Below are 25,991 nucleotides of genomic sequence, written 5' to 3' on the forward strand. Positions count from 1 at the left end.
CGCAACCAGAATGACTGGTGCACCCTCCATCCCTTGTCCTGCCCGCGCAGCAAACCTATCCGGCGATGGCGCAGATCAGAGTGTTGCCACTAACGGCTTGCTGGTACCGCCGTAGTCGTTAATGAACTGCCAGCTCAGTGCGCCGCCATTCAATGCAGGAACGGCAAAGGTGGCGCTTGATTGCGGCGCAACCATGGTGGCTTCCTTCACGGCTGTGCCGTTAATCTTCACGTTGAAGAAAGTGATGTAATGCGCAGAAGGGTTGGTCACCTGCAGGCCGTTACCGACGCGCTTCCAGGTCAGGGTTTTAGCTGCGTCTTCCAGCGAGTCCTTCACGGCCGCCGGGCGGTAAATCAGTTTGATGCGGGTTTTCACCGCGATTTGCAGGGTATTTTCTTTTTTCTCAGCGGAAGGAATCGATTTAATGTTCAGCCAGTAGAGCGATTCTTTGTTGTCCGGCAAATTGCCACCCGCGCGAACGACTCGCAGAATATTTTGCTGGTTTCCATCAAGACGGAATAAAGGTGGCGTGACGATAAAAGGTGCCTTTTCACCCTGCGCACCCGTTTCGGTCAGGGCGCCATCGACCCAGGACTGAATGAGATACGGCGTGTGATCCGGATTACTGATATTGATCGACGCTTCTTTTTTTCCGCCGTCATAAATCAGACGTGTTCCGCCCACGACGATGCCTGCCTGCGCCGCAGACGCGAAAGTCATTAATAGTGCTGCCACCGCTGTGACGCGCCATTTATTCATGGTGATTCAACCTGTCTTTGGGATTCTTGTAGACCAAGGGTTCAAACAGACCAGAGGCTCAGAAGCCCCTGGTCTGACTTATCTGATCGCCAGGCGATCAGTAAGACTTATTGATAAACAACGGTGAACTGAGTCACGCCGTTTGCATCACCGACGGTCACAGCGTCAGTCAGGGAGATGTAACGTGCAGAGAAGTCCAGGTTGTTAGCACCGGTGCTGACCAGCGGGTATACAGAGGAGTCTTCGTACAGTGGAACAACTTTGTTCTGGTTGTCAGAAATCTGGATACCTACGCCAGTAGCAGTCGTGTCGCCAGCGGTCAGTGCCAGAATGCTGTTATCACCAGAAACCTGGTTGCCGTCGAAACGTACGGTTGCACCAGTTACAGTGTCCGGGCAGTCAGTCAGAACCAGAGTGAACTTCTTAGGTGCAGCCAGGGTGCCTGCAACCGGGAAAGCTGTACGTGCGATATTGCCCAGGAAGACGTTCTGGTCTTTAGAAGCTGTATCAACAGTACAAGCTGCATCAGTGATGGTGCCGGTGAAGTTTACTGCGCCATCAGCTGCAAAAGCTGAAGAAGCAAAAGCGGAAGCAGCCATCAGGGCAACAACAAGAAGATTCTTTTTCACGATATTTTTCCTATTAACATATTGCTGTCGATACACCTTCAGGGTGTAATCGAATTGTTTTTGACAAAACCATCTGCCATTCCTTTATTTAGTTCATGGAGTTCCACTCCATTTAATAAAGCGTTTGGTCAGATTAGCGTTCTAAACCAAACGATTCATTTTGAACTAAAGTGACTCCTTTGGTTTAAACCACCAAAAAGATCATAATAAATAGTCATTAAAACCATATAACTTAATCATTATGGAATTTTAATCTGTAAAAAGTGAGAGATGTCGCAGACGAGAAATAGACACAGTAACGGGATATAAGAAAAAACCGAGAGATAAAAATGGCGAGGAAATAGTTTTTACGACAGTAACTTATTGAAAAAACGTTAATTAATGTGAATTTTGGCGGGCAGGGATTCACAGTATTGACAGAGATTTACGCTCTCACTAGGATAGGCTCCAATTTAGTTCAAAATGACTCCATTGTAATAATTAATTACATGTTATTTACCACACTTCTTTAAACCGCTGAGCATTGCTGGCGGTATATAAAACAGTGTTCTGAATATTTCGGTGACCTAAATAATCCTGGATTAACCGGGTATCTATTCCGCGGTCGGCAAGCGCAAATCCGCAGCCATGTCTTAACATATGAGGATGGGCATTAATAGTGAGATTAGCGGCCTCACTATAATTACGTATTAACCAGTAAATTCTCTGCCGGGATAATTTCGCACCTCGGTTTGATAAAAACAACCAGTCTGAATCCGCGCCCCGATATTGTTTCCTTTTATTGAGCCAAAGCCGGAGAGATTTCCTTTCTCTCATATAAAGAGGATGAACCGTAGAAAAACCATTTTTTAAACGGTGGATATAAATATTGTTGCCCTCCATATCAATGTCGGACAGCCGCCAGTTGCTGATCTCACTGACCCGGCAGCCGTGGATAAAGCACATCCAGATCAGGCAATAATCACGCTCCGCGTGCCTGCCATGCAGCGTGGCCTCGAGCAGTTTCTCCACTTCGGACGGGGTCAAATATTTACGATTTTTCATAGTGCCTGTTCCTCTGTATGTTATCTGAGATAAGGTTATTGTTCACCCAACCCAACAAATAAAGTCTGTTAACATTTATTTGTTTTCAGGCTAATCCTTGCAAATGAAAGGTTAACTTCTGCTGCTTGTTTAAATACTCAATGTCACTAATAAGACGCTCGCACCTCCTGCAAAAAAATTAATAATGTTCAAAAAAACATCTAAACCCGTTGCGCTATATATATACGATTCGTTCACCTCACGAAATGAAAACCGATAATAAAAAGCCCCCTGAAACAGAGTATAGGTGAGGTTAGTTATATCATCATAAGGAAAATAACACAGGCAGAGTAAGTAAATAATAAACCGCACGGAAATATAAGGAATTTACCGGTCTTACCGATAGCCTTGAATGATTAATCGCTAAAAAACATCCTAAAAGCTGACATATTTGTCTGTTTTTTATCAGGTTTTGTTGGCGAAAAAACCCTGTAAGCGGCAAGGAATTTTCTTAGCCTTATACGATGATTTTTTCATCGTCTGAACATTTACTTTTCATTGTGCAAACAAACAGGCAAACAAATGGCGGTAACTGATCACGCAATGACCAGAATGTGGCAAAGCAGAGGAAAAATCTGACAGATAGTGACAAGACGAGGACGGGGAAATCAAACAAAATCAGGACGCATAGCGCCCTGATTACACAGCGGAAAAAGGCGGGGAAAACTCAGGCGGAAAGACCGCCGTCCAGAACCAGTGTCTGGCCGGTCATATAGGCACTGTCATCGCTGACCAGCCAGGATACCGCGCCAGCCACTTCTTCCGGCTGACCAAAACGTTTGAGCGGAATCGTTTTACGGATCCCCGACAACACGTCTTTCGGCACGGCATCGAGAATTTCCGTGCGGATATACCCCGGCAAAAGGCAGTTAACCCGCACGCCAAAACGCCCCAGTTCGATGGAAAGCGTCCGGCTGACGCCGATCACCGCGGCTTTAGTGGCGGCATACGCCGTCTGGCCGCTGTTGCCTTTAATGCCGGTGACGGATGACATCATCACGACCGAGCCGCCGCCCTGCAACATCATCGGTTCCAGTAATTGCTGGTTCCAGTAGAAGATAGCATTCAGGTTGGTATCCATCACTTTGTGCCAGTTTTCACTGGTCTGATGAATATGCAACGCATCAAGCGTAATCCCGGCATTGTGAACCACCGCATGCGGTGCACCCAGACGTGCCAGCAGCTCAGCGGACAACGCCGCCACCGCCTGTTCATCGCGGCCATCGCACTGATGTCCCTCTACCGAACCCGGCAATCCGGCACACGCCTGCTCGAGCTCATCGCTTTCCTTTTGGCTGTTCTGCCAGGTGAAAACGACATTCCAGTCTTTTGCCAGCCGCATCACCGTGGCACGACCAATGCCACGGCTTCCGCCGGTCACGAGGATCCATTTATCCTGCATGGCTTATTTACTGTTATCGCTGAGGTACTGGCACAATTCGCGCAGCGAAATTTGCGGATTGTTGACGAACAATTCGGCTTCCACCGACACGCCAAATTCCTTTTTCGCCAGCACCATTAGCTCAACATAATCCAGGCTGTCCAGCTTGAGCTGGTGAAGCGGCGAGTCAGGCGTTAAGGCATCAGGTTCCAGATCTTTCGCATCGCACAGCATCTCACTGACTTTTTCATAAACTTCATCGTATTGAGCCATTTTTTAGTCCTTTAATATCATTATGTTGGTGTGTGTTTTTTAAAAATTGAATCTTGAATCAATGCTTTTATTCAGGCCATCAGCGGTCCGGTTTTGAGCGTGACAGTCATCGTCATGAGCGGTTCATCGCCGCGCCATGCCTGGAGGCTGGCGAGCAAGATCAGTCCCGAATGTTTATCGCCGGTCACCAGCGTCGGCAGCACGGCGTAATCAAAGCCTTCGCAGCACGCCGTTTCTGTGCCCGCCGCCAGCAACGAACGTGAAAAACGGGTCTCATGATGCGTTTGTACTACCTGAACCTGGCTAAAAACCTCGTTCAGGCAGGTCGCCCTGACTTCCGGCAAAATACTGCGCACGGTGTCGAGCGTGCCGGACGACTGAACCAGCTGGCGAAACAGCACCGCGTCCATAAAATTCCAGGCCGCCACCGGTTTCCCTCCGTGCGGGAATTCCTGATATAACGACCTCAGGGTTTGCGCAGAAAGTGAAAGCGTCCACGTCACCGGCGCTAAATTTACGCTACCGGTGCCGGTCAGTTTGCTGCGGATACTGGCCTGCGCGGAGGCATCTTTGCCCAGCAGATTGCCGCTTATCTGCATGTGTGCGCGGCGCTCCGTTTCACTCAGCGCCAGCTGGTAAGGCTCATCGCAAAGCACCGGTTCGCGCAGGCGGCTGACGAAACTGAAACCGTCAGCGCCGGACGCGTCTTTTTCCATCCGGGCACTCAGCGCCGTTTTAATATCGAGCATCGCGCGCATGCCGTGAACGCATAAACCGTCCAGCCCGAGCCGTTTCGCTTCGGCGTGATCAAAGTGAATCGGGTTGTAATCACCGGAAAACTTCGCCCACACTTCGGCATCGCGCAGGCTGTAAATAAACGACATTATTGCCCCCGGCTGATCACCAGCGCCGCGTTCGCCCCGCCAAAACCAAAGCTCAGGTTCAGGGTGGTATTGATCTGCGCCGGACGGTGCTGGTTCGGGATGTAATCCAGATCGCACGCCGGATCCGGGTTATTCAGATTGCAGGTCGCCGGCATAATCTGGTGCGCCAGCGCCTGGAGACAGACGATGGTTTCAAAACTGCCCGCCGCACCAATCAGATGACCGGTATAGGATTTGGTGCTCGAACACGGCGTGGCGTATGCCACGTCATCGCCCAGCGCCATTTTGATCGCTTCAGTTTCGTTGAGATCGTTAAGCGGCGTGGACGTGCCGTGAGCGTTGATGTAATCGAGCTGGCTGGCCGCGATGCCCGCCTGATCCAGCGCATGCCGGATGGTCTGCACCCGCGCAATTTTGTCGGCTGCCGGTGCGGTAAAGTCAAAGGCGTCGGAGAAATTCCCGTATCCGCAAATTTCGCCGAGGATAGTCGCGCCCCGCGCCAGCGCAGTTTCGCGATCTTCCAGACACAGCACCGCCGCGCCTTCGCTGAGCACAAACCCGTTGCGGTCGAGGCTGAACGGGCAGCAGGCGCGGGTGATTTCTTCCTGTTCGCTGGCCAGCGCGCCAAGCACGTCGATGTTCCAGACCGCCGAATCCGATCGCAGCGATTCCCCCGCCCCGGCGAGCATCATTTTCGCCCGCCCGTTGCGGATCAGCTCAAAGGCATCACCGACCGCCATAGTGCCGGTGGCACAGGCCGCGATTGTCGTATTCTGATAGCCACGCAGCCCCCACAGCAGGCTGACCGCCGCCGTGGCAGAACTGGGCATCGAGAAGAAACAGCCAAACGGCGAACCCATACCGGTACGCAGAAAATCGTCGTAATGCACCTGCGTTTCGTCCTGCCCCGCCCAGCCGGTGCCCATAATTGCGCCGCAGTCCAGCAGGTCATAATACTGTTCCGGATGTTCATCACCGAAGGCCATTTTCATGGCTTCCTGCGCCGACGCGAGTGTCAGACGGGCATAACGCGGCAGGCGGCGGCGGATGGCCGCCGGCACTTTTTTCAATACCGGTTCGTTTTCAATCAACCCGTAGAAGCGCGATTTAATCCCAACCGCCGATTTGTCGCAGTACTGATAACCCGGTTTGTACGCCATGATCGCCGCCCAGCTTTCTGCGGCATTCATGCCCAGCGGCGTGACGGCGCCGTAACCGGTCACCACGACCCGACGCGGGGCGTTAGCGCGTTCAGACAGTTCCTTTTCCATCACTTATCCTTTCTGATTCATTGTGTTGTCTTCCCCGCCGCCCAGCGCCAGCCAGAGTTTCATGGTGGAGTAGAGATAATTATATTGGGTGGTGATCAGCGTATTTTCGCTGTCCAGCAGCGAATCCTGCGCATCCAGTAATGTCTGGAAGGTCACCGATCCGTTGCGGTACTGGCTGTCCACCAGCGTCAGCCGCTGGCGGCTCAGTGCCAGATTCTGCAACTGACTCTGTTTTTGCTGCTGATACGTCTGGCGTTGCGACTGCGCGTTATCCACATCCTGCAACGCGCTGTAAACGGCGCTGCGGAACTGGATTGCGGCGGTCTGCACATCCAGCCCGGACTGTTCTACCGTCATCTGCACTTTGTTCCACTGGATAAACGGCAAATCGAGCGCCGTGCCCAGCGTGCGTGTCGGATTGCTGAACCATTGCTGGAACACCGCGGCGCCTGCATTAAGCGAACCGTTCAGGGAAAGCGACGGATAAAAACTCAGCCGAGAAACATCAGAACCCGCCAGCGCGGCGCGTAAACTCATTTCGGATGACTGCACATCCGGCCTTCTGGCGATCACCTCAACCGGCATGCGGCTGGCGACCGGTACGGTCTGATAGAAATCCAGCGAACGGCGTTCAGCGGCAAACTGTCCGGCGGGCCGGTTAAGTAAAATCGCCAGCGCATTGCGCGATTCTTCGCGTTGCTGGATCAGATCCCGCAGGCTGTTTTCCCGCGTCAGCACCGTTTGCTGCGCCTGCAAATAATCAAGCTGACCGAGATCGCCCGCATTGAAACGGGAGGTGACCATCTTCAGCGTCTCCTGCGCGATCGTCAGGCTCTGCTGCAATGTCGTGATCTGCTGATTCAGGCTGGCAATCTGCCAGTAAAGCTGCGCCGTGTTGCCAATCAGCGTGAGCGCGGTCGCCTGCAAATCTTCGGCAGACGCTTTCGCCAGCCAGTCAGACTGCTCACGGGTGCGCGCCAGTTTTCCCCACAGATCCAGCTCATACGACGCCGACAGCCCGTTGGCATAACTTTCCACCGGCGTGGTGGACTTGCGCATATTTTTGGTGTTGCTGGCCGACGCGTTCGCCGTGAAATCTGGCGTCAGATTGGTATCCGACAATCCGGCAGTCAGCCGCGCCTGTTTAAGTTTGATCCCGGCAAGCGCCAGATCGTTATTACTTTGCAGCGCGGCATTGATCACCCGCGACAGCTGCGGGTCGTCAAAGTTATCCCACCAGTGCGGCGTGAATTTCGCGTAGGCAGAACCCGTTTCCTGAAAGCGCCAGGCGTCAGGCACAGAGAGCATGGGCCTCTGGTAATCACTTTTAAGCAGTTGCCCGCAGCCGCTCAACATCAGCGTGACAGCGATAAGTGTCAGTTTATTCATTCGCGAGCCAGCGCCTCCGTCGGGTGCAGACGGGCGGCATTCCGCGCCGGGAAAAAGCCGAACCCCAGCCCGATAAGCGCGGAGAATCCGCAAGCCAGCAAAATAGGCGGCCAGGTGAAAATCATGGTGAATTCCTGCGTAACCTGAGAAAAAATCAGACCGGCGAGGCCGGAACCTGCAATACCAATCAGCCCGCCGAGCGTACAAATCACCATCGCCTCAATCAGGAATTGCCGCATGATGTCTGCCGGGCGCGCGCCCACGGAGAGGCGGATACCAATTTCATGCGTACGCTCTGTGACCGACACCAGCATGATATTCATCACCCCGACGCCGCCGACCAGCAAGGAAATCCCGGCAATGGCGGTGATCAGCAGGGTCATGGATTCCGACGTTTTGCGGATCGTTTTGGTCATCTGATCGTTGGTCATCGTGAAAAAATCGCGTTTCCCGTGCGCCGAATCCAGTAACCGCTCGACGTCTTTCTGCGCGTCCTCAATCGGGAAATTGTCGGCAATGCGCAGCGTGATAGATTGCAGCGGCGTATCCCCGGACATGCGTTCCATCAGCGACGTATAAGGGATCCACGAACTCAGTTGCTCGCCGATGTATTTCGGCCCTTTTCTGTCCGCCACGCCAATTACGCGGTAAGGCACGCCGGAAAGCTGAACGATCTCACCCATCGGATCTTCGCCGCCGGGAAACAGCGTGCTGCGCACACTCTGATCGATGATGACGACCGGCTCGCGGTCATCGAGATCACGGCGAGTAAAATGATTTCCCGACGCAAAATTCAGCCCCTGCACGCGGAAAAATCCGTTGCTGACGCCGGACAGCGAAACCAGCACCTGCCGACCGCCGCGTATCGCGATGACCGTTTTACTGACCACCGGCGACAGACTGTCGATAAAAGGCTGACGGCCGAGCAGCTCAACGTCGTCCAGCGTCAGCGAACGTTCAAAATCCGGACGCGGTTTATCCCAGCCCAGACCGGGCTGAATTTCGATGGTGCTGGTACCGAGCTGGCTGATCTGACTCAGAATGCTCTGCCGGGCACCCTCGCCGACCGCCATGGAAGAGACCACCGACGAGATGCCGATGATGATGCCCAGCATGGACAAGAACGCACGGACCCGGTGTCCGAGCAACGATCGCCACGCCATGCGAACGGCTTCTTTGATGCCCTGCCAGGCCGGAGAACGGCCCGTTGCGGTGGTCGCCGGCAAGCCCTGCGGCTGTCCCTGTTCAGCCACCGGATTATCGCTGTCGGCAATAATCGCTCCGTCGTGGATCTCCACAATGCGCTGGCACTGGCTGGCGATATTGCGGTCATGCGTCACGATGATGATGGTATGTCCGGCCTGATGCAGACCGTGCAAAATCGCCATCAGCTCCTGCCCGCTGCTGCTGTCCAGTGCGCCCGTCGGCTCATCCGCGAGAATAATCTGCGCGCCGTTCATCAGTGCACGGGCAATACTCACGCGCTGCTGCTGGCCGCCGGAAAGTTGCGCCGGACGGTAATCCAGACGGCTGCCCAGCCCGAGGCGCGTCAGCAAATGCGTCGCGCGGCTCTGACGTTCGGCCGCAGGCATATCGGTGTAAAGCGCCGGTATGGCGACGTTTTCCGTTGCCGTCAGATACGGCATCAGGTGATAACGCTGGAAAATAAAACCGATGTACTGACTGCGCAGCTGCGCCAGCTGTTCGTTGCTGGCCACACCCGTCGGCACATCCATAATGCGCATGCTGCCTTCTGACGGCTTATCCAGGCAGCCAAGAATGTTCATCAGCGTGGATTTACCGGAACCCGACGCGCCGATGATGGCCAGCATTTCCCCGGCATGCACGCGCAGGGAAATGTCTTTGAGCACGGTAACGGCCGCATTTCCTGAGCCAAAGTGCCGGTAAATGTGCTCAAGTTCGATTAACGGAGAATCAGCCATTGACGGCTCCTGAACTGCCCTGCAACGACACGACGCGCTCGCCTTCCTTCAGCCCTTCTTTAACTTCCGCAAACTGGCGGTCATTAATCCCGACGCGGATCAGGCGTTGTTCAACGTTTTTCCCGTTCACGACCTGCACCTGATACTGGTCTTTCCCCCGCGGTTCACCGAGCGCGACAACCGGCAGACGCAGCACGTTTCTGGCCTGTTCAGTGACAATAAACACCTGCGCGGTCATCGATGTCCGTAGCACATGGTCATGATTGGGCACGCTGAAAACGCCGTTGTAATAGACGGCAGACGGCTGCTGCGATGACGTCGTGCTGGCGGTATCGTCCTGCAAAGCGTCATTCGGCGCATCCTGCAAGGTACCCATCACACTTTCATAGCGGTGTTTCGGATCCGCCACCACGTAGAACCACAGCGGTTGCCCGGCGTGAACTTTCAGAATGTCCGTTTCTGAAATACGGGTCTGCACGGTCATGGTATCGACATTCGCCAGCACCAGAATAGTTGGTGCGGTTTGTGAGGACACCACGGTTTGTCCTTCTTTGGTGACAATACCCAGAACCTGGCCGTCAACCGGCGCGAGGATCCGCGTATAGCCCAGATTGGCTTTCGCCGTTTCCAGCGACATCTGCGCCTGCACAATCTGCGCTTCATTCACTTTGACCTGCGCCACCTGCGTATCGACTTTCGCCTGCGCCTGCTCCAGCGTGCTGCGGATCCCGGAACCTTCGCTGTCCATCTTCCGCTGACGTTTCAGTTCCAGCTGGTATTGTTTTAGGGTAAAAAGTGACGCCTGTTTCTGCGCCACGGCGCTCTCCAGTTCGGCTTCGGATTTACGCAATTCGCTTTGCTGTAAAGTCGGATCGATTTCGGCCAGCAGCTGGCCTTTCGTCACTTTGTCACCGGCACGGACGTACAGTTTTTTAAGCTGACCGTTAACCTGCGCGCCCACGTTAACCTGCACGGACGGTTTGAGAATGCCGGTCGCCAGCACCGTTTTTTCGATGTCTCCGCGGCTGACTTCTTCCGTAACCAGCGGAACGTCGGTGCGGTTCAGCGTCTGCCAGAGCATGAAACCGGCGACGACCAGAACAATCATCAGCGCGCCAGACAGCGCAAAAATCGCCCTGCGCTTTCTGACCGGCAGCGTATTTATTTTTGTTAATCCGGACATCACGCCTCTTCTCCCTGAGCGATTCGGTGGCTGCCAGCCGCGGCACCGTAAGCTTCCACGCGACGCTGGTCCATCCGGCAAATGCGGTCAAACAGCGTCAGGGTGGTTTCGCTGTGCGTGACGGTGATCAGCGTTTTCTGATACTGGCGGCAATGTTCAATCAGGGTGTGCATGACCTGCAACGCGGTGACTTCATCCAGGTTCGCCGTCGGTTCGTCCAGCACCAGCACCGGGCAATTGCTGTACATCGCTCGCGCCAGCATTAGCCGCTGCCGCTGGCCGAGGGATAACGCCGGATGACTTTCGCGGATCAGCGCATTTTGTTTTCCCGGCAGACGGTCAATGACGTCCGTCAGGTTCAGCCCCTGCAAAGCCTGATCAACGCGCAGCTGTTTTTGTGCATCAAAATGGGGATCAAACAGCGTGATGTTTTGAACCACCGAGGCATTGAACAAGATGTCCTCCTGGCTTTGCAGGAAGAACAGTTTCTGCGCCTGACGGCTGCTCACCCGCTGACCGTCTGCCAGAATTTCGCCTGACTGCGGTTCAATCAGCCCGGTGATCACTTTTAGCAACGTGCTTTTGCCCGCGCCGCTTTGCCCGACGATCGCCAGTGCTTCGCCGCGACGCAGCATCATCGACAGATTTTCCAGCACCGGTTTGCCGGGTTCATAGGCAAAACAGATATCGCGGTAAGTCAGTTGCTGACTGAAATGCGCCACCGGTGGCAGCGTCTCGCTGTGCCCTTCTTCGCTGACCGGCGCGGACGGGAACAGATCCTTCGCGCGGGTATCGATGACGTGCAGCTGATTTTTCTGCAAAACGGAGAAGAAAATCTGCGTGATGTACGCGGTAAAAATCTGGCGCACAAAGCTGTAAGCGAAAAACTCACCGAGAGAAATCAGGTTATCTTTCAGCAGCGGCAGCGCCAGCAGCATGAAAAACACCATTTCAAGGCTGCCGATCAGCTGATACAAACTGCTTTTGACCTGCTCGTAAACGTTCTGCTTCTGGCGGCAGTCAAACAGCGACAGCGCGTATCCGGCAAAAACGCCCTGACGCTGGCTGCTCAGCCCTGCCGATTTTATCGTGGCAAAACCCTGGATGGTTTCGAGCAGGAAATCACTCTGCTCCGCGCTTTTTACCTGAATTTGCTGGGTGTAAAAACGGTCGCGGAAAATGGCCCAGACGCTGACCAGCCCCATCAGGGTGACGCCCACCGCAGAAATGGCGGCCAGCATCGGGCTGATGTAACACATCACGCCGAGCGCAATTGCGCCGACAATCCAGTTCACGCGCAGGCCGTTGTCCAGCTCGATTTTTCGGGCGGCGGCCAGTTGCCAGTTAGAGAAACGGCTGTAGATTTCGCCGGGGCTGCGTTTCTCAAAATAGGCCAGAGAATTCGTCATCAGCCGCGCAAAACCGCTGACACTTTGCATCACCACGAAGCGCTTGATGAACCGCTCGGTCACACTGCGCACGGCAAAAGCCAGCAGCGTTGAAATCACGAAGGCCAGCAGATAGTAGAAGTAGGGGAAATCGGTTTTCCCGCCGGACGAGAACACATTATTGATGGCGCTACTGACCATCACCGGCATGATAAACAACGTCAGGGATACCAGGAAAGCCAGCATCATCAGGCTGTAAATGCCCGGAATACCCGCGGTTTCTTTCAGGCTCATGCATTCTAGCGCACGGAAACGGCGGGTTTTCTGCACCTTTTCGGCGACGGGTTTTGCCGTTGCGGCGTCTTTATCGAGCACCAGCGCATAGCCGCTGATTTCAGATTTCAACGCCGCCACCGGCAAAAGCTGTTCGCCAATCGCCGGGTTCATTACGCAAACGTAACTGCCCTGCCGGTAAGCCAGCAAAACATAGTGACTCGCGCCATAGTGCAAAATCGCCGGCAGCGGCAGTTCGGACAACTCTTCCAGATCGAACGCAACAGGATACGCAGGGATCGACAGTTCATTTAAAATGTCGCAAAGCGTGGACAGCGCGGTGCCGTGGGCCGAAGCGGGGAAACGTTCACGCAGCGCATCAAGCGGCGCGTCAATGCCCTGCGTTTCGGCCAGCATGGAAATACAGGCCAGTGCACATTCATTGGTTTCAGCCTGATAAACCAGTCTGGGAATAATATTATCCATAAACAAACGACCTCAACATCCTATTCTTATCAGTAATATTCCTGCACGCACTTTGGTTTATTCATTAATAAAAAAGAGTGAGTGTGAATGCCACAGCATCCAGTCAGTGGAATGTTCGCTTATACTTCGTTCAATAATTCCCGGCATTTCAGTTTTCAGCTTTTTGGCCGGCACCGGTTCATGCACCGCTATTTTCAATCCTTTATCATAATAGAGATGATAAAAGACGACCTGTGCCGACATCATTCTTGCCAGACGAATAATTCCGCTGTGCAGATGGGCCGGACGACCAAATATCCGGCACGGAAACTTTTCACTTTTATCCTTGCTCGCAAAATTGGTGAAATCAGGTGTAATGTCAGGAAAGAGAATAATATTTCGCTTATTTTCAGCCGCTTCCATTACCGACGTCATCATGTTGCCCGCCAGGGTTTTGTTATTGTCATGAATTGAACAGTAGGTCAGATCGACGCCGCCCAGCTGCCGTTCAGCTTCATCATGCGCATTGGCGCTTCTTGATGTGATGACCGTTGCTTTTCCCGGATAGGCCGCCGCGCCCACCATGGTAGAAAGCACGTCTGACACCATATGCAGCGGCGCCAGAATGACCGGCTGCCCGGCGCGCTGCAATGGCTCAACCACCGCGTTCAGCGCCGCCGAACAGGCCGCCAGTTCGCGCAACGCACGGCGGCTTTGCCCGTACGTCACCGCCTGAATCAGCAGCTCGCGACGCCGGGTTTGCCAGATATAATTAAACGTCTTTTTATCATCAAGCAGGCACTTCCTGTTCGAATGGGCGACCGCAGCACGCAGTTTTACCGTGCGCGGCGTCAGCCCCAGAAAGCGCCCGAACCGCGACAAACTAAAAATAATACGGTAATCAATGTGACGAAATAACAAACAATGCGCCCTGTAACCGATAAGCCGGAGTTTATAGAAAAACCACATCAGCCTGACCGACAGGTTTTTCCAAAACAGAGCGCACCACAGGGCGAAGAATTTCATTATTTCTCCAGCGCCTTGTCATGCTCTAATAGTGACAGCAAATTATCAGAGAACGCCGGGAACTCGCGATCCTGAATAGCAACCCATTTTTTATTCACAATAAAGATCGGCGTGGCATTAATATCGTAGTACTGAGTGACTTTCGTCATGTAATCCAGCAGTTCTTTCACTTCAGGTGTCTGGCTGACTTTATTATATTCATCAACGCTGATCTTGTTTTCCTGAAGCCACGCAGTGCGTTTCTCTGCATCACCTAAATCAATTTTGTTTTTGAGCACGGCTTCATAAGCACTCTCACGGTGTGCCTCTTCAATGCCCATAACCTGAAGTGTCGCAAATACCGGCGCAAAACGTGCCAGCCCGCCCTGATTGTCGAGGCTGAAATGCAGGCGCACCAGCTTTTTACCTTCCGGCATACGCTTTTCCAGCGCTTCTACGTTCTTTTCATTCAGCGCGCAGAAATGACAGCCGTAAGAGAAAATTTCGATAATATCCTGCCCGTCTTTGATCGGACTTTTTGATAATTTGTCGGCGCTCAGGGAAGTCAGAACCTGCTGTTCTTCCGGGCTGCCGCTATTCTGGTTCAAGACGAAATAATGGAACCAGGCGGTAGTAATAAGCGCTGAAATAACCGCTACAAAAACGGTATAAGCCAGAATGGGGAGAATTCTTTTTTTCATGGGAGGCTTTCATCCTGAAAATTAACGCGATGCTTTGATGGCTCCCTGTTAATAAATACGTTCAATTGTGATTATTTCACAGGAGCCAGGTGGGCGTTGCATTACTGCAATACAACGCCCGGTCAGAATAAATATGACTACCTGGATTTATTCCAACTTACAGAGAGAGAATTTACTCTCAGCCTACGCTACCGCAGTTGATGATTGCAGCAGCAGTAAAGGTTTTAGTCACAACGCCGTTTTTGTCAGTACAAGTTTTAACAGCGTTACAAACTGTGGCATTACCCACCAGGTTCAGTTCGAAGCTGTTAACGCAAGTAGTGGTGCCGCCAACGATTGTGCTTGCTTCAGTCATGTTGATCTTTTTCATGTGATATCCTTATTTAAGTACCTGTTAAGAGTTAATTGAGCGTGACTTACTTTATAAACATAATATTTATAAAAAACAGTTTTTGCCCGGCACAGGAAAATACAGTTGTATATTTCCATAATTCACAACCGTCTGATGGAATTATTATTTCCCGTCAGCCCAGTTGCGAATGCGGCGTATTGTAGCGACGGTTTTTTAATTGGGCAATACACCCCAAAGGCGACTTTCCACCCAATATTTACCGGCGACCCACAGCAGATGCAGGACATTTCTTATTAAATATTAGGAGCAAAAGATAACGGATAATTTCCTCCTCCCCCTGAGACAGATCTGGATTAATTTGTTTCCAGGATTTTTCTCAGATAAGAATAGGAGTACAGGATCCTGTGACGTAAATTTTTTTTAAAATAAATCTGACAAAATCACTTAATTGACTTCGTTGGCTGAAAAATGGCGGGAACAGGAGAGAAATGCAGCTCGGAGAGACGTTTTCCCATCCGCCTTCTGAATTTTGAAAGCGGACGGGCAAACATTCTGAACATCAGAAACCTAACGAATCCAGCAGGTCGTCGACCTGTTCTTGCGAAGCGACAACACCGACGCCGTTGGCGTCGAGTTGCGGGCCGTTAAGCAGACTATCGTTTTCACGTTTGGCTTTAACTTGTTGCTCAGGAATGTTTTCCATCAGCACCATCAGCAGCTGATTTTCAATTTCCTGAACCACGATCATCATGCGCTTGATCACCTGACCGGTCAGATCCTGGAAGTCCTGCGCCATCATGATTTCCATCAGCTGAGCATTGGTAAAGCTGGTGTGCTCAGGGACTTCTTTGAGATAGCTGCGGGTATCCGTGACCAGTTCGCGCGCATCCGATAATTCAATCGGGTTCTCGAACCATTCATCCCAGCGCTTATCCAGCTTTTTCGCGCCAGACTCCAGTTTGTTCTGGCGTGGCTGTGCGGCTTCAACGCTGTTCAGGGCGCGTTCTGCGGCCTGAGCGGTCATTGTGACGACGTAATCGAGACGGTCGCGCGCGTCAGGAATGGCTTCAGCCGCCTGAGCAATGGCCTGATCCAGGCCAAGTTCACGCATGCTGTCACGCAACATACGGGTCAGTTGCCCAATGCGGGCGATAATCTCGCCCGCGGTTGCCGCATCATTTGCAGGCATTGGTATCTCTGCCATAAATCAGCTCCTACATGCCCAGTTTTTCGAAGATTTTGCCCAGTTTTTCTTCCAGGGTGGCCGCAGTGAAAGGTTTCACAACATAACCACTGGCACCGGCCTGTGCGGCTGCCACAATGTTTTCTTTCTTCGCTTCTGCCGTTACCATCAGCACCGGCAGTTTGGCTAATGCGCCATCAGCGCGGATGGTTTTCAGCAGGTCCAGACCGTCCATGTTGGGCATGTTCCAGTCGGAAACCACGAAGTCAAAACCACCGGCACGCAGTTTGTTCAGTGCATCTACACCGTCTTCCGCCTCTTCAACGTTGTTGAAGCCCAGCTCTTTCAGCAGGTTGCGCACGATGCGACGCATGGTAGAGAAATCGTCAACTACCAGAAATCTCAGATTTGGATCGGCCATGTTTTATCTACTCCTAAGGTTTGGTGCTAAGCCGCGAGGCTGAAAAATTAAATACGTAATGCCTGACCGGCTGATATTTGTGCCAGCATCCGCTGACTGATTTGACTGAGATCCACCACTTCGTTTACGCCACCGGTCGCGATAGCCTCACGAGGCATACCGAATACCACACAGCTGGCTTCGTTTTGTGCAAGGGTATACGCCCCTGCGCGGTGCATCTCCAGCATGCCGGCGGCCCCGTCATTGCCCATTCCCGTCAGGATCACCCCAACGGCATTGCGTCCGGCATACTGCGCCACCGAACGGAATAACACGTCGACCGACGGACGATGGCGGTTCACCGCCGGACCGTCGTTCAACTTAACCTGATAGTTGGCGCCACTGCGCGCCAGTTCCATATGTCTGTCGCCTGGGGCGATATACGCATGGCCCGGCAGAACGCGCTCGCCGTCTTCGGCCTCTTTCACAGTGATCTGACACAGTTTGTTAAGACGGTCGGCAAAAGAGCGGGTAAAACCCGGTGGCATATGTTGCGTAATCATCAGCGCCGGACAGGTCGGCGGCAGCGGCTGCAACACATGACGAATCGCTTCGGTGCCGCCGGTAGACGACCCGATAGCAATGAGTTTTTCACTGCTCAGAAGCGGCGTATGGCTGAGAATGCGCGGCTGCTCGATGTTGACGTTTTTGTTCAGACGCGCTTTTGATGCGGTACGAATTTTATCGGCAATCATTTCGCTGTACGCCAACATCCCTTCGCGGATACCCAGCTGCGGTTTAGTGACGAAATCAATCGCCCCCAGCTCCAGTGCGCGCAGCGTGATTTCCGAACCTTTGCCGGTTAGCGACGACACCATCACCACCGGCATCGGGCGCAGACGCATCAGTTTTTCCAGAAAATCCAGGCCGTCCATGCGCGGCATTTCGACATCCAGCGTCAGAACATCCGGATTGAATTTCTTGATGAGATCGCGTGCGACCAGCGGGTCCGGCGCAGTCGCCACCATTTCCATATCCGGATGGCTGTTGATAATTTCTGTCATCAGTTGACGCATTAACGCCGAGTCATCGACGCTCAACACTCTGATTTTATTCATTACCTCTCCTTGGCGAGGCCGTAGACAGTCTGGCCGCGCAAATAAAATTCCCGGCTGATTTGGCTGAAGTTTTCGGAGTGTCCGGCAAACATCAGGCCACCCGGTTTAAGTAACGGAACAAATCGGCGTAAAATTTTCTCCTGTGTTTCTTTATCGAAATAAATCATCACATTGCGGCAGAAAATTGCATCAAACGGCCCGTTCAACTGCCATTGGCTCGCCAGCAAATTCAGCTGCTGGAAAGCCACCATCTGCGCCAGCTCGGGACGCACACGCACCAGGCCACTGTGCGGGCCGGTGCCTTTGAGGAAGAATTTCTGCAACTGCTGCGGGCTGAGCGTACGCAGTTCTTCCAGCCGGTAGACGCCCGCCGTCGCTTTTTCAAGCACCTGCGTGTCGATATCACTGGCCTGAATACGGCAGTTTGCCATCTTCGCCCCCAGCGCTTCGCTGAGTGTCATGGCGATGGAATACGGCTCTTCACCGGTCGATGCCGCCGTACTCCAGACGCTGTAATTGTTCGGACGTGAACGGGCATGCTCCGCCAGAATCGGGAAGTGATGCGCCTCACGGAAAAACGCCGTCAGATTGGTGGTCAGCGCATTGATAAACGCCTGCCACTCGGGGCTGTTACTGTCGCTTTCCAGCAAGGCCATGTAACTGCCGAAATCATTGAGCCCGAGGATCCGCAATCGCCGGACCAGGCGGTTGTAGACCATTTCGCGTTTATGGTCTGCCAGCACGATCCCCGCACGCTGATAAATCAGCTCACTGATCCGGCGGAAATGCGTATCTGACAGCGGTAACCGCTGGATCATCTGTGCCATGATCGAAGAGTTATCAGTACTCATTGGCGAGCCTGGTTGATTCATGGTGCAGCTCCATTAAAGGACAGGTGGTAATACGGAAACCCAATTGACGCTTCATTCAGATTGACCTGTCAGAAGGTTTCCCAGTTATCCGCCGTCCCCGCTTGTGCGGTTGCCGGAAGTAACGCGGGCTGGGCCACCTGGCGTGGTGTAAAGGCCTGCGTCTGGCCAGTGAATCGTTGCGATACGCCCCCAGTCGACGCAAGGCGGAACACCGATACTGCACGGGTCAGGTTTTCAGATTCAATTTCCAGCGCGTGTGTTGAGGCTGCGGCCTGCTGCACCAGCGCGGCGTTTTGCTGAGTCACCTGATCCATCTGGGTCACGGCAATTGACACCTGTTCGATACCGCGACTTTGTTCGTCTGACGCCGAGGCGATTTCGCCCATGATGTCGGTGACGCGGGTCACAGCACGCACGATATCGTCCATCGTGTTACCAGCGGATTCCACCAGAACGGAACCCTGACTGACGCGGCTGACAGATTCATCAATCAGCGCCTTAATTTCTTTGGCCGCCTGCGCACTTCGCTGCGCCAGGCTGCGAACTTCACCGGCTACCACCGCAAATCCGCGCCCCTGCTCACCGGCACGTGCCGCTTCTACTGCGGCGTTCAGCGCCAGAATGTTGGTCTGGAAGGCAATGCCGTCAATGACGCTGGTGATTGCGCTGATTTTCTTCGAGCTTCCGGCAATATCATTCATGGTTTTCACCACGTTGCCGGTCAGTTCGCCGCCCTTCTCCGCGGTATTTGACGCATCACGTGCCAGCTGCGTCGCCTGACGGGCGTTCTCGGCGTTCTGTTTCACGGTTGCGGTCAGCTCTTCCATGCTGGCGGCGGTTTCTTCCAGCGCCGAAGCCTGTTGCTCGGTGCGGGAAGACAAATCGGTGTTCCCTGAAGAGATACCTTTCAGGCCGGAGAACATGGTGTCAGCGCCGTGACGCACGGTGCGGACAGTTTCGGCCAGCGACTGCTGCATCTGTTGCAGGCTTTCGAGCATCACTTTAATTTCGTAGCGCCCTTCTACCGTGATGTGCGCGGAGATATCACCGGCACCGATACGGTCAAAATGGCCTCGCATGATGGTCAGCGGAGTGAACAGAATGCGACGGGTCACGACCAGCGCCAACGCCGTCAGAAGCAGCAACAGCACAGTGACGATGGTGGTGTTGATCATCACGCTCTGATAAGAATCCGCAGTCTGCGTTTGCGCCTGCTGGAAACGCCCGCCCACATAAGCGGTGTAATTACCGACTTCTTTCTGGAACAAATCCTGATATTTCTGCGTCGGGCTGGCGAGGAATCCGTCCATGTCGCCGCGCAATAACGAATCAATCAGAACCTGCAACATACCGTGCAGGGCTTCGTAGCTGGCTTTATTCACGGTCGTCAGTTCCGCGGCTTTTTCAGTTCTGCGCGGCAGAGCCAGGAAAGCGGCGTAGGAATCTTCAGCACTTTTCAGGCTGTTTTTTGCATCACCCATCAGCTGCGTCACAGTGTCCTGCGGCTGTTTCAGCGCCAGACGCGTTGCCGCGCGGTTCAGGGTATTACGGGTTTGCAGCAAATATGACCAGGTCTGGCTGAGCGCATCACGCTGTGCGGCGGTGTTGGATATCTGCTCAAAATTCAATTTATCCGTGTGGGCAGCTTGCAGCGATAAACCGCTGCTGACCAGTTGCATAACGAAAAACACTAACAACAACAAAAACATGCAGGTGGACACACGGATGTGCTTAAACATGGATAACCTCGTTGGGTGACAGCCCTGACCGTCACCCTCTTTCTTATATCCCTTCATATTGAGGTCTGCAGAGGCGTTGCCGCCTGCCTGCAAACCTCGCTATTTCGGGTAGCGATGAATATTACGTACTCAGAAGGTTTCCCAGTTTTCGGTTAAATCTGTGCTCTGCGCTCCACCTGAACCGGCTTTAGAACCTGAAAGGTTCGGAGTCAACAGAGGCAGCCTTGCCGAAGTGCCCGGGTTCTGGCGCACGCTGTTATTTGCGGTCTGACTCAGCGTAAACACCGCCACAGATTGCGTCAGCAGGCTGGCCTGCTCTTCCAGCGCCGCCGAAGCGGACGCGGATTCTTCAACCAGTGAGGCGTTCTGCTGCGTCACCCGATCCATTTCAGTAATGGCCTGTGCGACCTGTTCGATCCCGCGGCTCTGTTCATCAGAAGCCGAAGTGATTTCGCCCATAATGTCGGTCACACGTGTGACGGCGTTCACCATGTCGTGCATGGTTTCACCGGCACTTTCGGCCAGTACTGAACCGGTATTAATGCGGCTGACAGAATCATCAATCAGCCCTTTAATTTCTTTTGCTGCCTGCGCGCTGCGCTGCGCCAGCGTACGAACTTCACCGGCGACTACCGCAAATCCGCGGCCCTGTTCCCCTGCGCGGGCGGCTTCAACGGCGGCGTTCAGCGCCAGAATGTTGGTCTGGAACGCAATCCCGTCGATCACACCGGTAATGTCGGTGATTTTCTTCGAGCTGCTGGCGATGTCATTCATGGTATCGACAACGTTTGCCACCACTTTCCCGCCCTTCTGTGCAGTTTCAGACGCGCTAAGCGCCAGCTGGCTGGCTTGACGAGCGTTTTCGGCGTTCTGTTTCACCGTCGCGGTCAGCTGTTCCATGCTCGCTGCCGTTTCTTCCAGCGCGGACGCCTGCTGCTCAGTACGCGAAGACAAATCGCTGTTACCGGCGGAAATTTCGCTCGCCCCGCTGTAAATAGCGTCTGCGCCGTGACGCACGCCGGATACGGTACGGATCAGTTCGTCCTGCATGTACTTGAGACTATCGGCAAGCTGGCCGATTTCATTACGGCTTTTCACGACTATTTCGTGCGTCAGGTCACCAGTTGCAATTTTACGGATGGTAATGACGATATTTTTCAGCGGATGGACCAGAATTCTCTGCACACCCAACCACGCCAGAACCATGAAAATAACCAGTACGGCCAGCACGGTTCCCAGCATCCACATCGCGTGAGTGAAGGAGTTTTCGCTGATTTTTACGGCGTCGTTGTACAGGCGATCGTTCTGATCGATATACGTGACGAAAGCTTTTTCGAAGTTGTCCTGATACTGCTGCGTCGGTTGTTCGAAGAAATCATTGATACGGCCCAGACCGATCAGTTCGATCAGCTCAGAAAGCGCGTCGTGCAGAACCTGATATTGTTTTTTAGCGTCTGCCGCGTATTCGGGATTCTGGCTGGCATCAGCGGGAATTTTTTGATAGTTGGCGAAATGCTGATCAGCGATTTGCAGATCTTTCGTCGCGGTATCAATCAGTTCTTTTACCGTCGCACCGCTACCCATCTGGTTAGCGTCAAGCATGAAACGAATACCCGCACGGTTAAGCGTGTTGCGGGTTTGCAGCAGGTAAATCCAGCTGGCGTTGAATTCCGCCTGTTGCAAACGGATCTGCTGCGAAGTGGTGAAATTGTCTTTGTCTGTCTTTAAGGATTTAAAGAACAGGCCGCCGGATACCAACTGTAAAGCACCGAAGACCACCAGTAAGATCACGATACCCGTGACCACTTTCATACGGTTGAACATGTTGTTCCTTTTTAAATGGGAAATATCTGGAATGGTTATCGGCAGAAAAGGAGGGAACTTTATGTGATCGGGTTCAAAAGATTTTGGGGGAGAATGGGATCAGGCGACGGTGGCAACAAAACTCTTTAAAAGCGCGATGCGCTGCGCATCAGGCTCGACCAGGAGATCGTTGTGGATCATCAGCACCACGCCTTTCAGTAATTCGGTGGTGTTGTCGATTTGGGAGAGGCCTTTGAGTTTTTCAATATCATTACCAATTTCACGCCCCTTCAGCGAAAGACGTTTATTGGCCAGACCGGTCGCCAGTTCTGAGGTCAGCAAAGTCACCAGACGCACTGCGGCCTCAGGGTTTGAGGCCAGCTGATGAATATAATATTTCAGCAGCAAAGGCACAAAGTCAGGCGTGGCACCTAACTCCGCACTCGCCAGATTTAACAGGTCGATCATGTGCGCAGGCACACGGCTTTCCACAGCTTTGCGTTGTACCTGAAGCTGCTTTTTAATGGCGGGCACGGACTGAAAAGGGATCACCGCAACGTTGCCGCAGGTTTTACACACGCCCGCGATGATATTTTTGACGATCCCGCTGCCGTCATCAAACGGCACATCGCGCAGCTGATAGCTCACCGTCCGTAAAGCCTCACAAACGCCGCACACGGCCTTTTTCTCATCCCCTACTTTATAAATAATCATAATTTCCCTTAATGATGAACGCTGATAAAAACGCTGGTTGGGTCTGTGAAATACCATTTGATGTACCAGTGAACTCCGGCACTCATGACGGTGATAATGTGGACATCAATGCTGCTGTCGAAATGATAGGGACGAACCTGATGGTTATCCCCGGATGCCCTGCCGATTAACGCAGCCACCTCAAAGGGCGAGATATCACCCGTACTTAATAAATTCTTGAGATGAATTTCACGCCTTGCCTCAAATTCAATATTTCCATTCTTTAAACACTCGATCACCTTCCATTTGATCTCTCTGAAACTCATGTGGCCTCAATGTACGCCAGTTGTCGTACTTAATCAAACTCTCATTTTGCACCACGCTGATATCCGTGAGGCCCCGTATTACGGGCGGATAACACCCTATCTGACAAAAAAAAGCATCGGCTAAATGATTGTTTTTCAATCAAATGGAAGGCGTTACGCAAAAATGCGATGCACGTTCAGCAGCGCTGATCTTTAAAGTCAGTACGGCTCGCAAGATTCGGCTTTACGCCTACCCCGGACGTTAAACAGCAAATAACTCGCCAGCGCCAGTACCCAGACACCGATCGCGCCGTAAAGTAATACGCCGGAAAAACCTTCCGCCAATGCCTGCGCAGCGATGTCGTGGGCAAGCGCAACATTGCTGCCACCGGCGATGCGTTCGGCGATTGCCGATAAATTCTCTTCGGCGGGCAATAATGCTTTCAGGCTGGTGGCGATACCCATGACCAGCAGGCTTCCCATCAGCGCGATGTTGATTGCCAGCGTGATAAGCCGCGCACTGATATCAATGCCCGACGCCATTCCTGCGCGGTCGCCGGGGACGGAACCGGTTGTCGTATTCGTCACCGGCGTATTGGTCAGGCCGAGCGCGGCACCGGCAATCAGTGCGCCCGGCAGCAGGCTGGTGTGTGTTACGACGGCGATATTCATCAGCACAAAACCCGCGCCGATGGTGAACAGCCCCAGCGGGATCAGGCGCGCAGCACCGAATATGGCGGTCAGTTTTTCACCCAGCGGAGGCATCAGCAGCGTCGGTAAGGTGTATGCAAGCAGCGCCAACCCGGTCGCCACGCTGCTGTAGCCCAGCCCGCTCTGGTAATAAACCGGCAGATAAATCATCAGCGGCCAGAAGCTGAAGTTCATACCCACTGAACCCATCAGCGCGCCGGAAAATGGCCGGATGCGGAACACCGAAAAATCAAACATCGGGTGCGGATGACGTTTCTCCGTCCAGACAAACAGCGCCGCACTCAGCGCCGTTACGGCAATAATGCTGCGCGCCAGCGTGCTTTCCCAGCCCAGACTACTCCCCTGCGTAATCAGATACGTCGCGCCCATCACTGTCACCGAAAGCGTCAGCAATCCCCCGAGATCGAGTTTTCTGACCTGCCCGTCGCGGGATTCCACCACGTTGTTCAATGCCAGAATCAGCGTGATCACCGCGATAAAAAAGTGCACCAGAAACACCCACTGCCAGCTCAGCCACGCCACCAGAAGCGCGCCGATAATCGGCCCGAAACCCAGCCCGAAACCGAAGGTAATTCCCCAGGCGGCGAAAGCCTGACTGCGCGCCTTGCCCTGCGGAAATTGTGTGGAGAGAATGGCGATGAGACACGTCAGCATCGCGCCGCCACTCAGCCCTTGCAGGAAACGTCCGGTAATCAGCCACGCGGCGCTGCCAGATAATCCGCACATCAGCGACGTCAGCCCGAAGGCGGCGATACTGATGATGAAAACGCGTTTACGTCCAAAACGGTCGGCGAGCGTGCCGGTTGCCATCAGCACGGTTGTACAGGCCAGCGTGTACGCGTTCATGATCCACTGAAGTTCGCGGAAACTGGCGTGTAACTGCGCTTCAAGAACCGGCGAGATGACCGGTACGCTGGAGATTTCCAGCCCTGACATCAGGGCCGCGAGGCACACCGCCATCAGTGCCAATGTGTTTTTCATGCGTAAATCCTGCAAACGTTGAGAGGCTTTCAGCATGGAAGATGGGCGACGCGGTGGAAATCAGCGGATATGCCATGTATCGTCAAGATCATGCCAAACTGACGGTAACCTGTTATGCAAAAAATCGAAGCCCCACGCGTTTCTGCGCCGCAAAACCGGCGCCTGGTTTTGCTCGCTTATGAATGTTTGTGCACGTTTGAATTTGGGACTGCGGTCGAGGCGTTTGGCCGCGCCGATGAACTGACCGGCCAACCGTTGTACGAACTCTCCGTCGCGTCGGTTGAGGAAGGCACATTTGGCGCACAGGGCGGCGTCCGTTTAGTGGTGGATGGCGGGCTGGAACTGCTCGAAGGCGCGGGCACAATTGTCATTCCCGGCTGGCGCAGCGTCCACGAACCGGCACCGGCGCGGCTTATTGAAGCCTTGCAAAAAGCACACAACAGCGGCACGCGGATTGTGTCGATTTGCGCGGGCAGTTTTGTGCTCGGCGCTGCCGGTTTGCTCGACGGAAAACGTGCCACCGCGCACTGGAACAGCACCGATATTCTCGCGCAGCAATTTCCTAAAGTGAAAGTCGAACACGGCATGATTTACGTCGATGAAGGCAGCATTATCACTTCTGCGGGCGGCGCGGCCGGTGTCGATTTATGTCTGCATCTGATTCGTCGCGATTACGGGATAGAGGTCGCCAACCGCACTGCCCGGCGGATGGTGACGCCACCGATGCGCGAAGGCAGTCAGGCGCAGCTGATCCAGCAACCAGTACCCTTGCGACAGGCCAAAACGCTTGCGCCGCTGCTGGATGATTTGCGCAGCCATCTCAATACCCCGATGGTCATTGAGCAACTTGCCGTTCAGGTCGGTATGAGTCGCCGGACATTTTTACGCCGTTTTCACGATGCGACCGGCACCACGCCGGGAGAATGGATGCTGACCGTGCGGCTGGAAAAAGCCTGCGCGTTGCTGGAAAGCGGAAGAATGAGCGTTGAGCGCGTCGCCGAACAAGCCGGTTTCGGTTCACCCGAAACGCTGCGCCACCACTTCCGGCAACGGCTTAACACCACACCGACACGCTGGCGGAAAGAATTTAGCAGGAGGGATTTGGTGGGTTGAAGTGATGCCTGTACGACAGTGAACTGTTGGATATTAAAGGTATTTCCTGAGGGATCAGGATTTAGCGCCTGATTCTGTTTAAAACCCTTTTCTC

Annotated in this window: 24 protein-coding genes; 1 reads left to right on the plus strand and 23 read right to left on the minus strand. The window is 53.5% G+C overall.

Features of this window, described 5'->3' with window-relative positions:
- Nucleotides 1-75: 75 nt before the first annotated feature.
- The 23 genes from ACLBVC_RS14675 to ACLBVC_RS14785 all read right to left on the minus strand — a co-directional run bounded on the left by ACLBVC_RS14675 (nucleotide 76) and on the right by ACLBVC_RS14785 (nucleotide 24,784).
- The gene (locus ACLBVC_RS14675) at nucleotides 76-759 is read right to left on the minus strand and encodes a fimbrial biogenesis chaperone (protein ID WP_410150239.1); all 684 of its coding nucleotides are present in this window, start codon (nucleotides 757-759) and stop codon (nucleotides 76-78) included.
- Nucleotides 760-866: 107 nt separating this feature from the next.
- Nucleotides 867-1,388 carry a fimbrial protein gene (locus ACLBVC_RS14680; protein ID WP_152325878.1) on the minus strand — a complete coding sequence of 174 codons (522 nt, stop codon included), beginning with the start codon at nucleotides 1,386-1,388 and terminating at the stop codon, nucleotides 867-869.
- A 495-nt stretch (nucleotides 1,389-1,883) separates the two neighbouring features.
- Nucleotides 1,884-2,432 carry a tyrosine-type DNA invertase gene (locus tag ACLBVC_RS14685; protein WP_152325877.1) on the minus strand — a complete coding sequence of 183 codons (549 nt, stop codon included), beginning with the start codon at nucleotides 2,430-2,432 and terminating at the stop codon, nucleotides 1,884-1,886.
- Nucleotides 2,433-3,138: 706 nt separating this feature from the next.
- Nucleotides 3,139-3,873: an SDR family NAD(P)-dependent oxidoreductase gene (locus ACLBVC_RS14690; protein WP_410150240.1), complete on the minus strand. Its 735-nt coding sequence runs from the start codon at nucleotides 3,871-3,873 to the stop codon at nucleotides 3,139-3,141.
- 3 nt (nucleotides 3,874-3,876) lie between these two features.
- Nucleotides 3,877-4,125 carry an acyl carrier protein gene (locus ACLBVC_RS14695; RefSeq protein ID WP_195814593.1) on the minus strand — a complete coding sequence of 83 codons (249 nt, stop codon included), beginning with the start codon at nucleotides 4,123-4,125 and terminating at the stop codon, nucleotides 3,877-3,879.
- A gap of 71 nt (nucleotides 4,126-4,196) precedes the next feature.
- Complete coding sequence (locus ACLBVC_RS14700) at nucleotides 4,197-5,009, minus strand: MaoC/PaaZ C-terminal domain-containing protein (protein ID WP_410150241.1); 813 nt, start codon at nucleotides 5,007-5,009, stop codon at nucleotides 4,197-4,199.
- Nucleotides 5,009-6,280, minus strand: a complete 1,272-nt coding sequence (locus ACLBVC_RS14705; RefSeq protein WP_410150242.1) for a beta-ketoacyl-[acyl-carrier-protein] synthase family protein — start codon at nucleotides 6,278-6,280, stop codon at nucleotides 5,009-5,011. Before ACLBVC_RS14705 ends, ACLBVC_RS14700 begins: the two co-directional genes overlap by 1 nt.
- A gap of 3 nt (nucleotides 6,281-6,283) precedes the next feature.
- Nucleotides 6,284-7,669 carry an efflux transporter outer membrane subunit gene (locus ACLBVC_RS14710; protein ID WP_410150243.1) on the minus strand — a complete coding sequence of 462 codons (1,386 nt, stop codon included), beginning with the start codon at nucleotides 7,667-7,669 and terminating at the stop codon, nucleotides 6,284-6,286.
- The gene (locus ACLBVC_RS14715) at nucleotides 7,666-9,612 is read right to left on the minus strand and encodes a MacB family efflux pump subunit (RefSeq protein WP_410150244.1); all 1,947 of its coding nucleotides are present in this window, start codon (nucleotides 9,610-9,612) and stop codon (nucleotides 7,666-7,668) included. Before ACLBVC_RS14715 ends, ACLBVC_RS14710 begins: the two co-directional genes overlap by 4 nt.
- Nucleotides 9,605-10,720 (minus strand): efflux RND transporter periplasmic adaptor subunit, encoded by a 1,116-nt coding sequence (locus ACLBVC_RS14720; RefSeq protein ID WP_410150369.1) that lies wholly within the window; start codon nucleotides 10,718-10,720, stop codon nucleotides 9,605-9,607. The genes ACLBVC_RS14715 and ACLBVC_RS14720 overlap by 8 nt, the downstream gene beginning before the upstream one ends.
- Before the next feature lie 74 nt (nucleotides 10,721-10,794).
- The gene (locus ACLBVC_RS14725) at nucleotides 10,795-12,942 is read right to left on the minus strand and encodes a peptidase domain-containing ABC transporter (RefSeq protein WP_410150245.1); all 2,148 of its coding nucleotides are present in this window, start codon (nucleotides 12,940-12,942) and stop codon (nucleotides 10,795-10,797) included.
- Nucleotides 12,943-12,999: 57 nt separating this feature from the next.
- Nucleotides 13,000-13,947 (minus strand): ABC transporter, encoded by a 948-nt coding sequence (locus tag ACLBVC_RS14730; RefSeq protein WP_410150246.1) that lies wholly within the window; start codon nucleotides 13,945-13,947, stop codon nucleotides 13,000-13,002.
- Complete coding sequence (locus ACLBVC_RS14735) at nucleotides 13,947-14,627, minus strand: DsbA family protein (RefSeq protein ID WP_410150247.1); 681 nt, start codon at nucleotides 14,625-14,627, stop codon at nucleotides 13,947-13,949. The genes ACLBVC_RS14730 and ACLBVC_RS14735 overlap by 1 nt, the downstream gene beginning before the upstream one ends.
- Nucleotides 14,628-14,805: 178 nt before the next feature.
- On the minus strand, nucleotides 14,806-14,997 hold the full coding sequence (locus tag ACLBVC_RS14740) for a DUF4762 family protein (RefSeq protein WP_104922336.1): 192 nt from the start codon (nucleotides 14,995-14,997) through the stop codon (nucleotides 14,806-14,808).
- A 541-nt stretch (nucleotides 14,998-15,538) separates the two neighbouring features.
- The gene (gene cheZ, locus ACLBVC_RS14745) at nucleotides 15,539-16,183 is read right to left on the minus strand and encodes a protein phosphatase CheZ (RefSeq protein WP_104922337.1); all 645 of its coding nucleotides are present in this window, start codon (nucleotides 16,181-16,183) and stop codon (nucleotides 15,539-15,541) included.
- 10 nt (nucleotides 16,184-16,193) lie between these two features.
- A complete protein-coding gene (cheY, locus tag ACLBVC_RS14750; protein WP_104922338.1) occupies nucleotides 16,194-16,583 on the minus strand; it encodes a chemotaxis response regulator CheY in 390 nt (129 codons plus the stop codon).
- Nucleotides 16,584-16,630: 47 nt separating this feature from the next.
- Nucleotides 16,631-17,680, minus strand: a complete 1,050-nt coding sequence (locus ACLBVC_RS14755; RefSeq protein WP_104922339.1) for a protein-glutamate methylesterase/protein-glutamine glutaminase — start codon at nucleotides 17,678-17,680, stop codon at nucleotides 16,631-16,633.
- Entirely contained in the window at nucleotides 17,680-18,552 is an 873-nt protein-coding gene (gene cheR, locus ACLBVC_RS14760) for a protein-glutamate O-methyltransferase CheR (protein ID WP_410150248.1), read from the minus strand. The genes ACLBVC_RS14755 and cheR overlap by 1 nt, the downstream gene beginning before the upstream one ends.
- Nucleotides 18,553-18,620: 68 nt before the next feature.
- A complete protein-coding gene (locus tag ACLBVC_RS14765; RefSeq protein WP_410150249.1) occupies nucleotides 18,621-20,291 on the minus strand; it encodes a methyl-accepting chemotaxis protein in 1,671 nt (556 codons plus the stop codon).
- A gap of 129 nt (nucleotides 20,292-20,420) precedes the next feature.
- Nucleotides 20,421-22,115, minus strand: a complete 1,695-nt coding sequence (locus tag ACLBVC_RS14770) for a methyl-accepting chemotaxis protein (RefSeq protein WP_410150250.1) — start codon at nucleotides 22,113-22,115, stop codon at nucleotides 20,421-20,423.
- A gap of 99 nt (nucleotides 22,116-22,214) precedes the next feature.
- A complete protein-coding gene (locus ACLBVC_RS14775) occupies nucleotides 22,215-22,808 on the minus strand; it encodes a hypothetical protein (RefSeq protein WP_410150251.1) in 594 nt (197 codons plus the stop codon).
- Nucleotides 22,809-22,816: 8 nt separating this feature from the next.
- Nucleotides 22,817-23,113, minus strand: coding sequence for a hypothetical protein (locus ACLBVC_RS14780; RefSeq protein ID WP_410150252.1), 297 nt, complete (start codon nucleotides 23,111-23,113; stop codon nucleotides 22,817-22,819).
- A 198-nt stretch (nucleotides 23,114-23,311) separates the two neighbouring features.
- On the minus strand, nucleotides 23,312-24,784 hold the full coding sequence (locus ACLBVC_RS14785; protein WP_410150253.1) for an MFS transporter: 1,473 nt from the start codon (nucleotides 24,782-24,784) through the stop codon (nucleotides 23,312-23,314).
- A 114-nt stretch (nucleotides 24,785-24,898) separates the two neighbouring features.
- On the opposite strand from ACLBVC_RS14785, the gene ACLBVC_RS14790 reads away from it, so the two are divergent.
- Entirely contained in the window at nucleotides 24,899-25,897 is a 999-nt protein-coding gene (locus tag ACLBVC_RS14790; RefSeq protein ID WP_410150254.1) for a helix-turn-helix domain-containing protein, read from the plus strand.
- The last annotated feature ends 94 nt before the right edge of the window (nucleotides 25,898-25,991 follow it).

This window comes from Rahnella selenatireducens (assembly GCF_046449555.1).
GTDB classification, from domain to species: Bacteria; Pseudomonadota; Gammaproteobacteria; order Enterobacterales; family Enterobacteriaceae; genus Rahnella; species Rahnella selenatireducens.

What these genes read in the sequence shown, in the direction of transcription:
- ACLBVC_RS14710 (WP_410150243.1), bottom strand. Translation starts at nt 7,669, where the DNA reads ATGAATAAACTGACACTTATCGCTGTCACGCTGATGTTGAGCGGCTGC.
- ACLBVC_RS14690 (WP_410150240.1), bottom strand. Translation starts at nt 3,873, where the DNA reads ATGCAGGATAAATGGATCCTCGTGACCGGCGGAAGCCGTGGCATTGGT.
- ACLBVC_RS14730 (WP_410150246.1), bottom strand. Translation starts at nt 13,947, where the DNA reads ATGAAATTCTTCGCCCTGTGGTGCGCTCTGTTTTGGAAAAACCTGTCG.
- ACLBVC_RS14705 (WP_410150242.1), bottom strand. Translation starts at nt 6,280, where the DNA reads ATGGAAAAGGAACTGTCTGAACGCGCTAACGCCCCGCGTCGGGTCGTG.
- ACLBVC_RS14765 (WP_410150249.1), bottom strand. Translation starts at nt 20,291, where the DNA reads ATGTTTAAGCACATCCGTGTGTCCACCTGCATGTTTTTGTTGTTGTTA.
- ACLBVC_RS14725 (WP_410150245.1), bottom strand. Translation starts at nt 12,942, where the DNA reads ATGGATAATATTATTCCCAGACTGGTTTATCAGGCTGAAACCAATGAA.
- ACLBVC_RS14675 (WP_410150239.1), bottom strand. Translation starts at nt 759, where the DNA reads ATGAATAAATGGCGCGTCACAGCGGTGGCAGCACTATTAATGACTTTC.
- ACLBVC_RS14770 (WP_410150250.1), bottom strand. Translation starts at nt 22,115, where the DNA reads ATGTTCAACCGTATGAAAGTGGTCACGGGTATCGTGATCTTACTGGTG.
- ACLBVC_RS14740 (WP_104922336.1), bottom strand. Translation starts at nt 14,997, where the DNA reads ATGAAAAAGATCAACATGACTGAAGCAAGCACAATCGTTGGCGGCACC.
- ACLBVC_RS14780 (WP_410150252.1), bottom strand. Translation starts at nt 23,113, where the DNA reads ATGAGTTTCAGAGAGATCAAATGGAAGGTGATCGAGTGTTTAAAGAAT.
- ACLBVC_RS14735 (WP_410150247.1), bottom strand. Translation starts at nt 14,627, where the DNA reads ATGAAAAAAAGAATTCTCCCCATTCTGGCTTATACCGTTTTTGTAGCG.
- ACLBVC_RS14700 (WP_410150241.1), bottom strand. Translation starts at nt 5,009, where the DNA reads ATGTCGTTTATTTACAGCCTGCGCGATGCCGAAGTGTGGGCGAAGTTT.
- ACLBVC_RS14775 (WP_410150251.1), bottom strand. Translation starts at nt 22,808, where the DNA reads ATGATTATTTATAAAGTAGGGGATGAGAAAAAGGCCGTGTGCGGCGTT.
- cheZ (WP_104922337.1), bottom strand. Translation starts at nt 16,183, where the DNA reads ATGGCAGAGATACCAATGCCTGCAAATGATGCGGCAACCGCGGGCGAG.
- ACLBVC_RS14695 (WP_195814593.1), bottom strand. Translation starts at nt 4,125, where the DNA reads ATGGCTCAATACGATGAAGTTTATGAAAAAGTCAGTGAGATGCTGTGC.
- ACLBVC_RS14785 (WP_410150253.1), bottom strand. Translation starts at nt 24,784, where the DNA reads ATGAAAAACACATTGGCACTGATGGCGGTGTGCCTCGCGGCCCTGATG.
- cheY (WP_104922338.1), bottom strand. Translation starts at nt 16,583, where the DNA reads ATGGCCGATCCAAATCTGAGATTTCTGGTAGTTGACGATTTCTCTACC.
- cheR (WP_410150248.1), bottom strand. Translation starts at nt 18,552, where the DNA reads ATGAATCAACCAGGCTCGCCAATGAGTACTGATAACTCTTCGATCATG.
- ACLBVC_RS14755 (WP_104922339.1), bottom strand. Translation starts at nt 17,680, where the DNA reads ATGAATAAAATCAGAGTGTTGAGCGTCGATGACTCGGCGTTAATGCGT.
- ACLBVC_RS14715 (WP_410150244.1), bottom strand. Translation starts at nt 9,612, where the DNA reads ATGGCTGATTCTCCGTTAATCGAACTTGAGCACATTTACCGGCACTTT.
- ACLBVC_RS14790 (WP_410150254.1), top strand. Translation starts at nt 24,899, where the DNA reads ATGCAAAAAATCGAAGCCCCACGCGTTTCTGCGCCGCAAAACCGGCGC.
- ACLBVC_RS14720 (WP_410150369.1), bottom strand. Translation starts at nt 10,720, where the DNA reads ATGATTGTTCTGGTCGTCGCCGGTTTCATGCTCTGGCAGACGCTGAAC.
- ACLBVC_RS14685 (WP_152325877.1), bottom strand. Translation starts at nt 2,432, where the DNA reads ATGAAAAATCGTAAATATTTGACCCCGTCCGAAGTGGAGAAACTGCTC.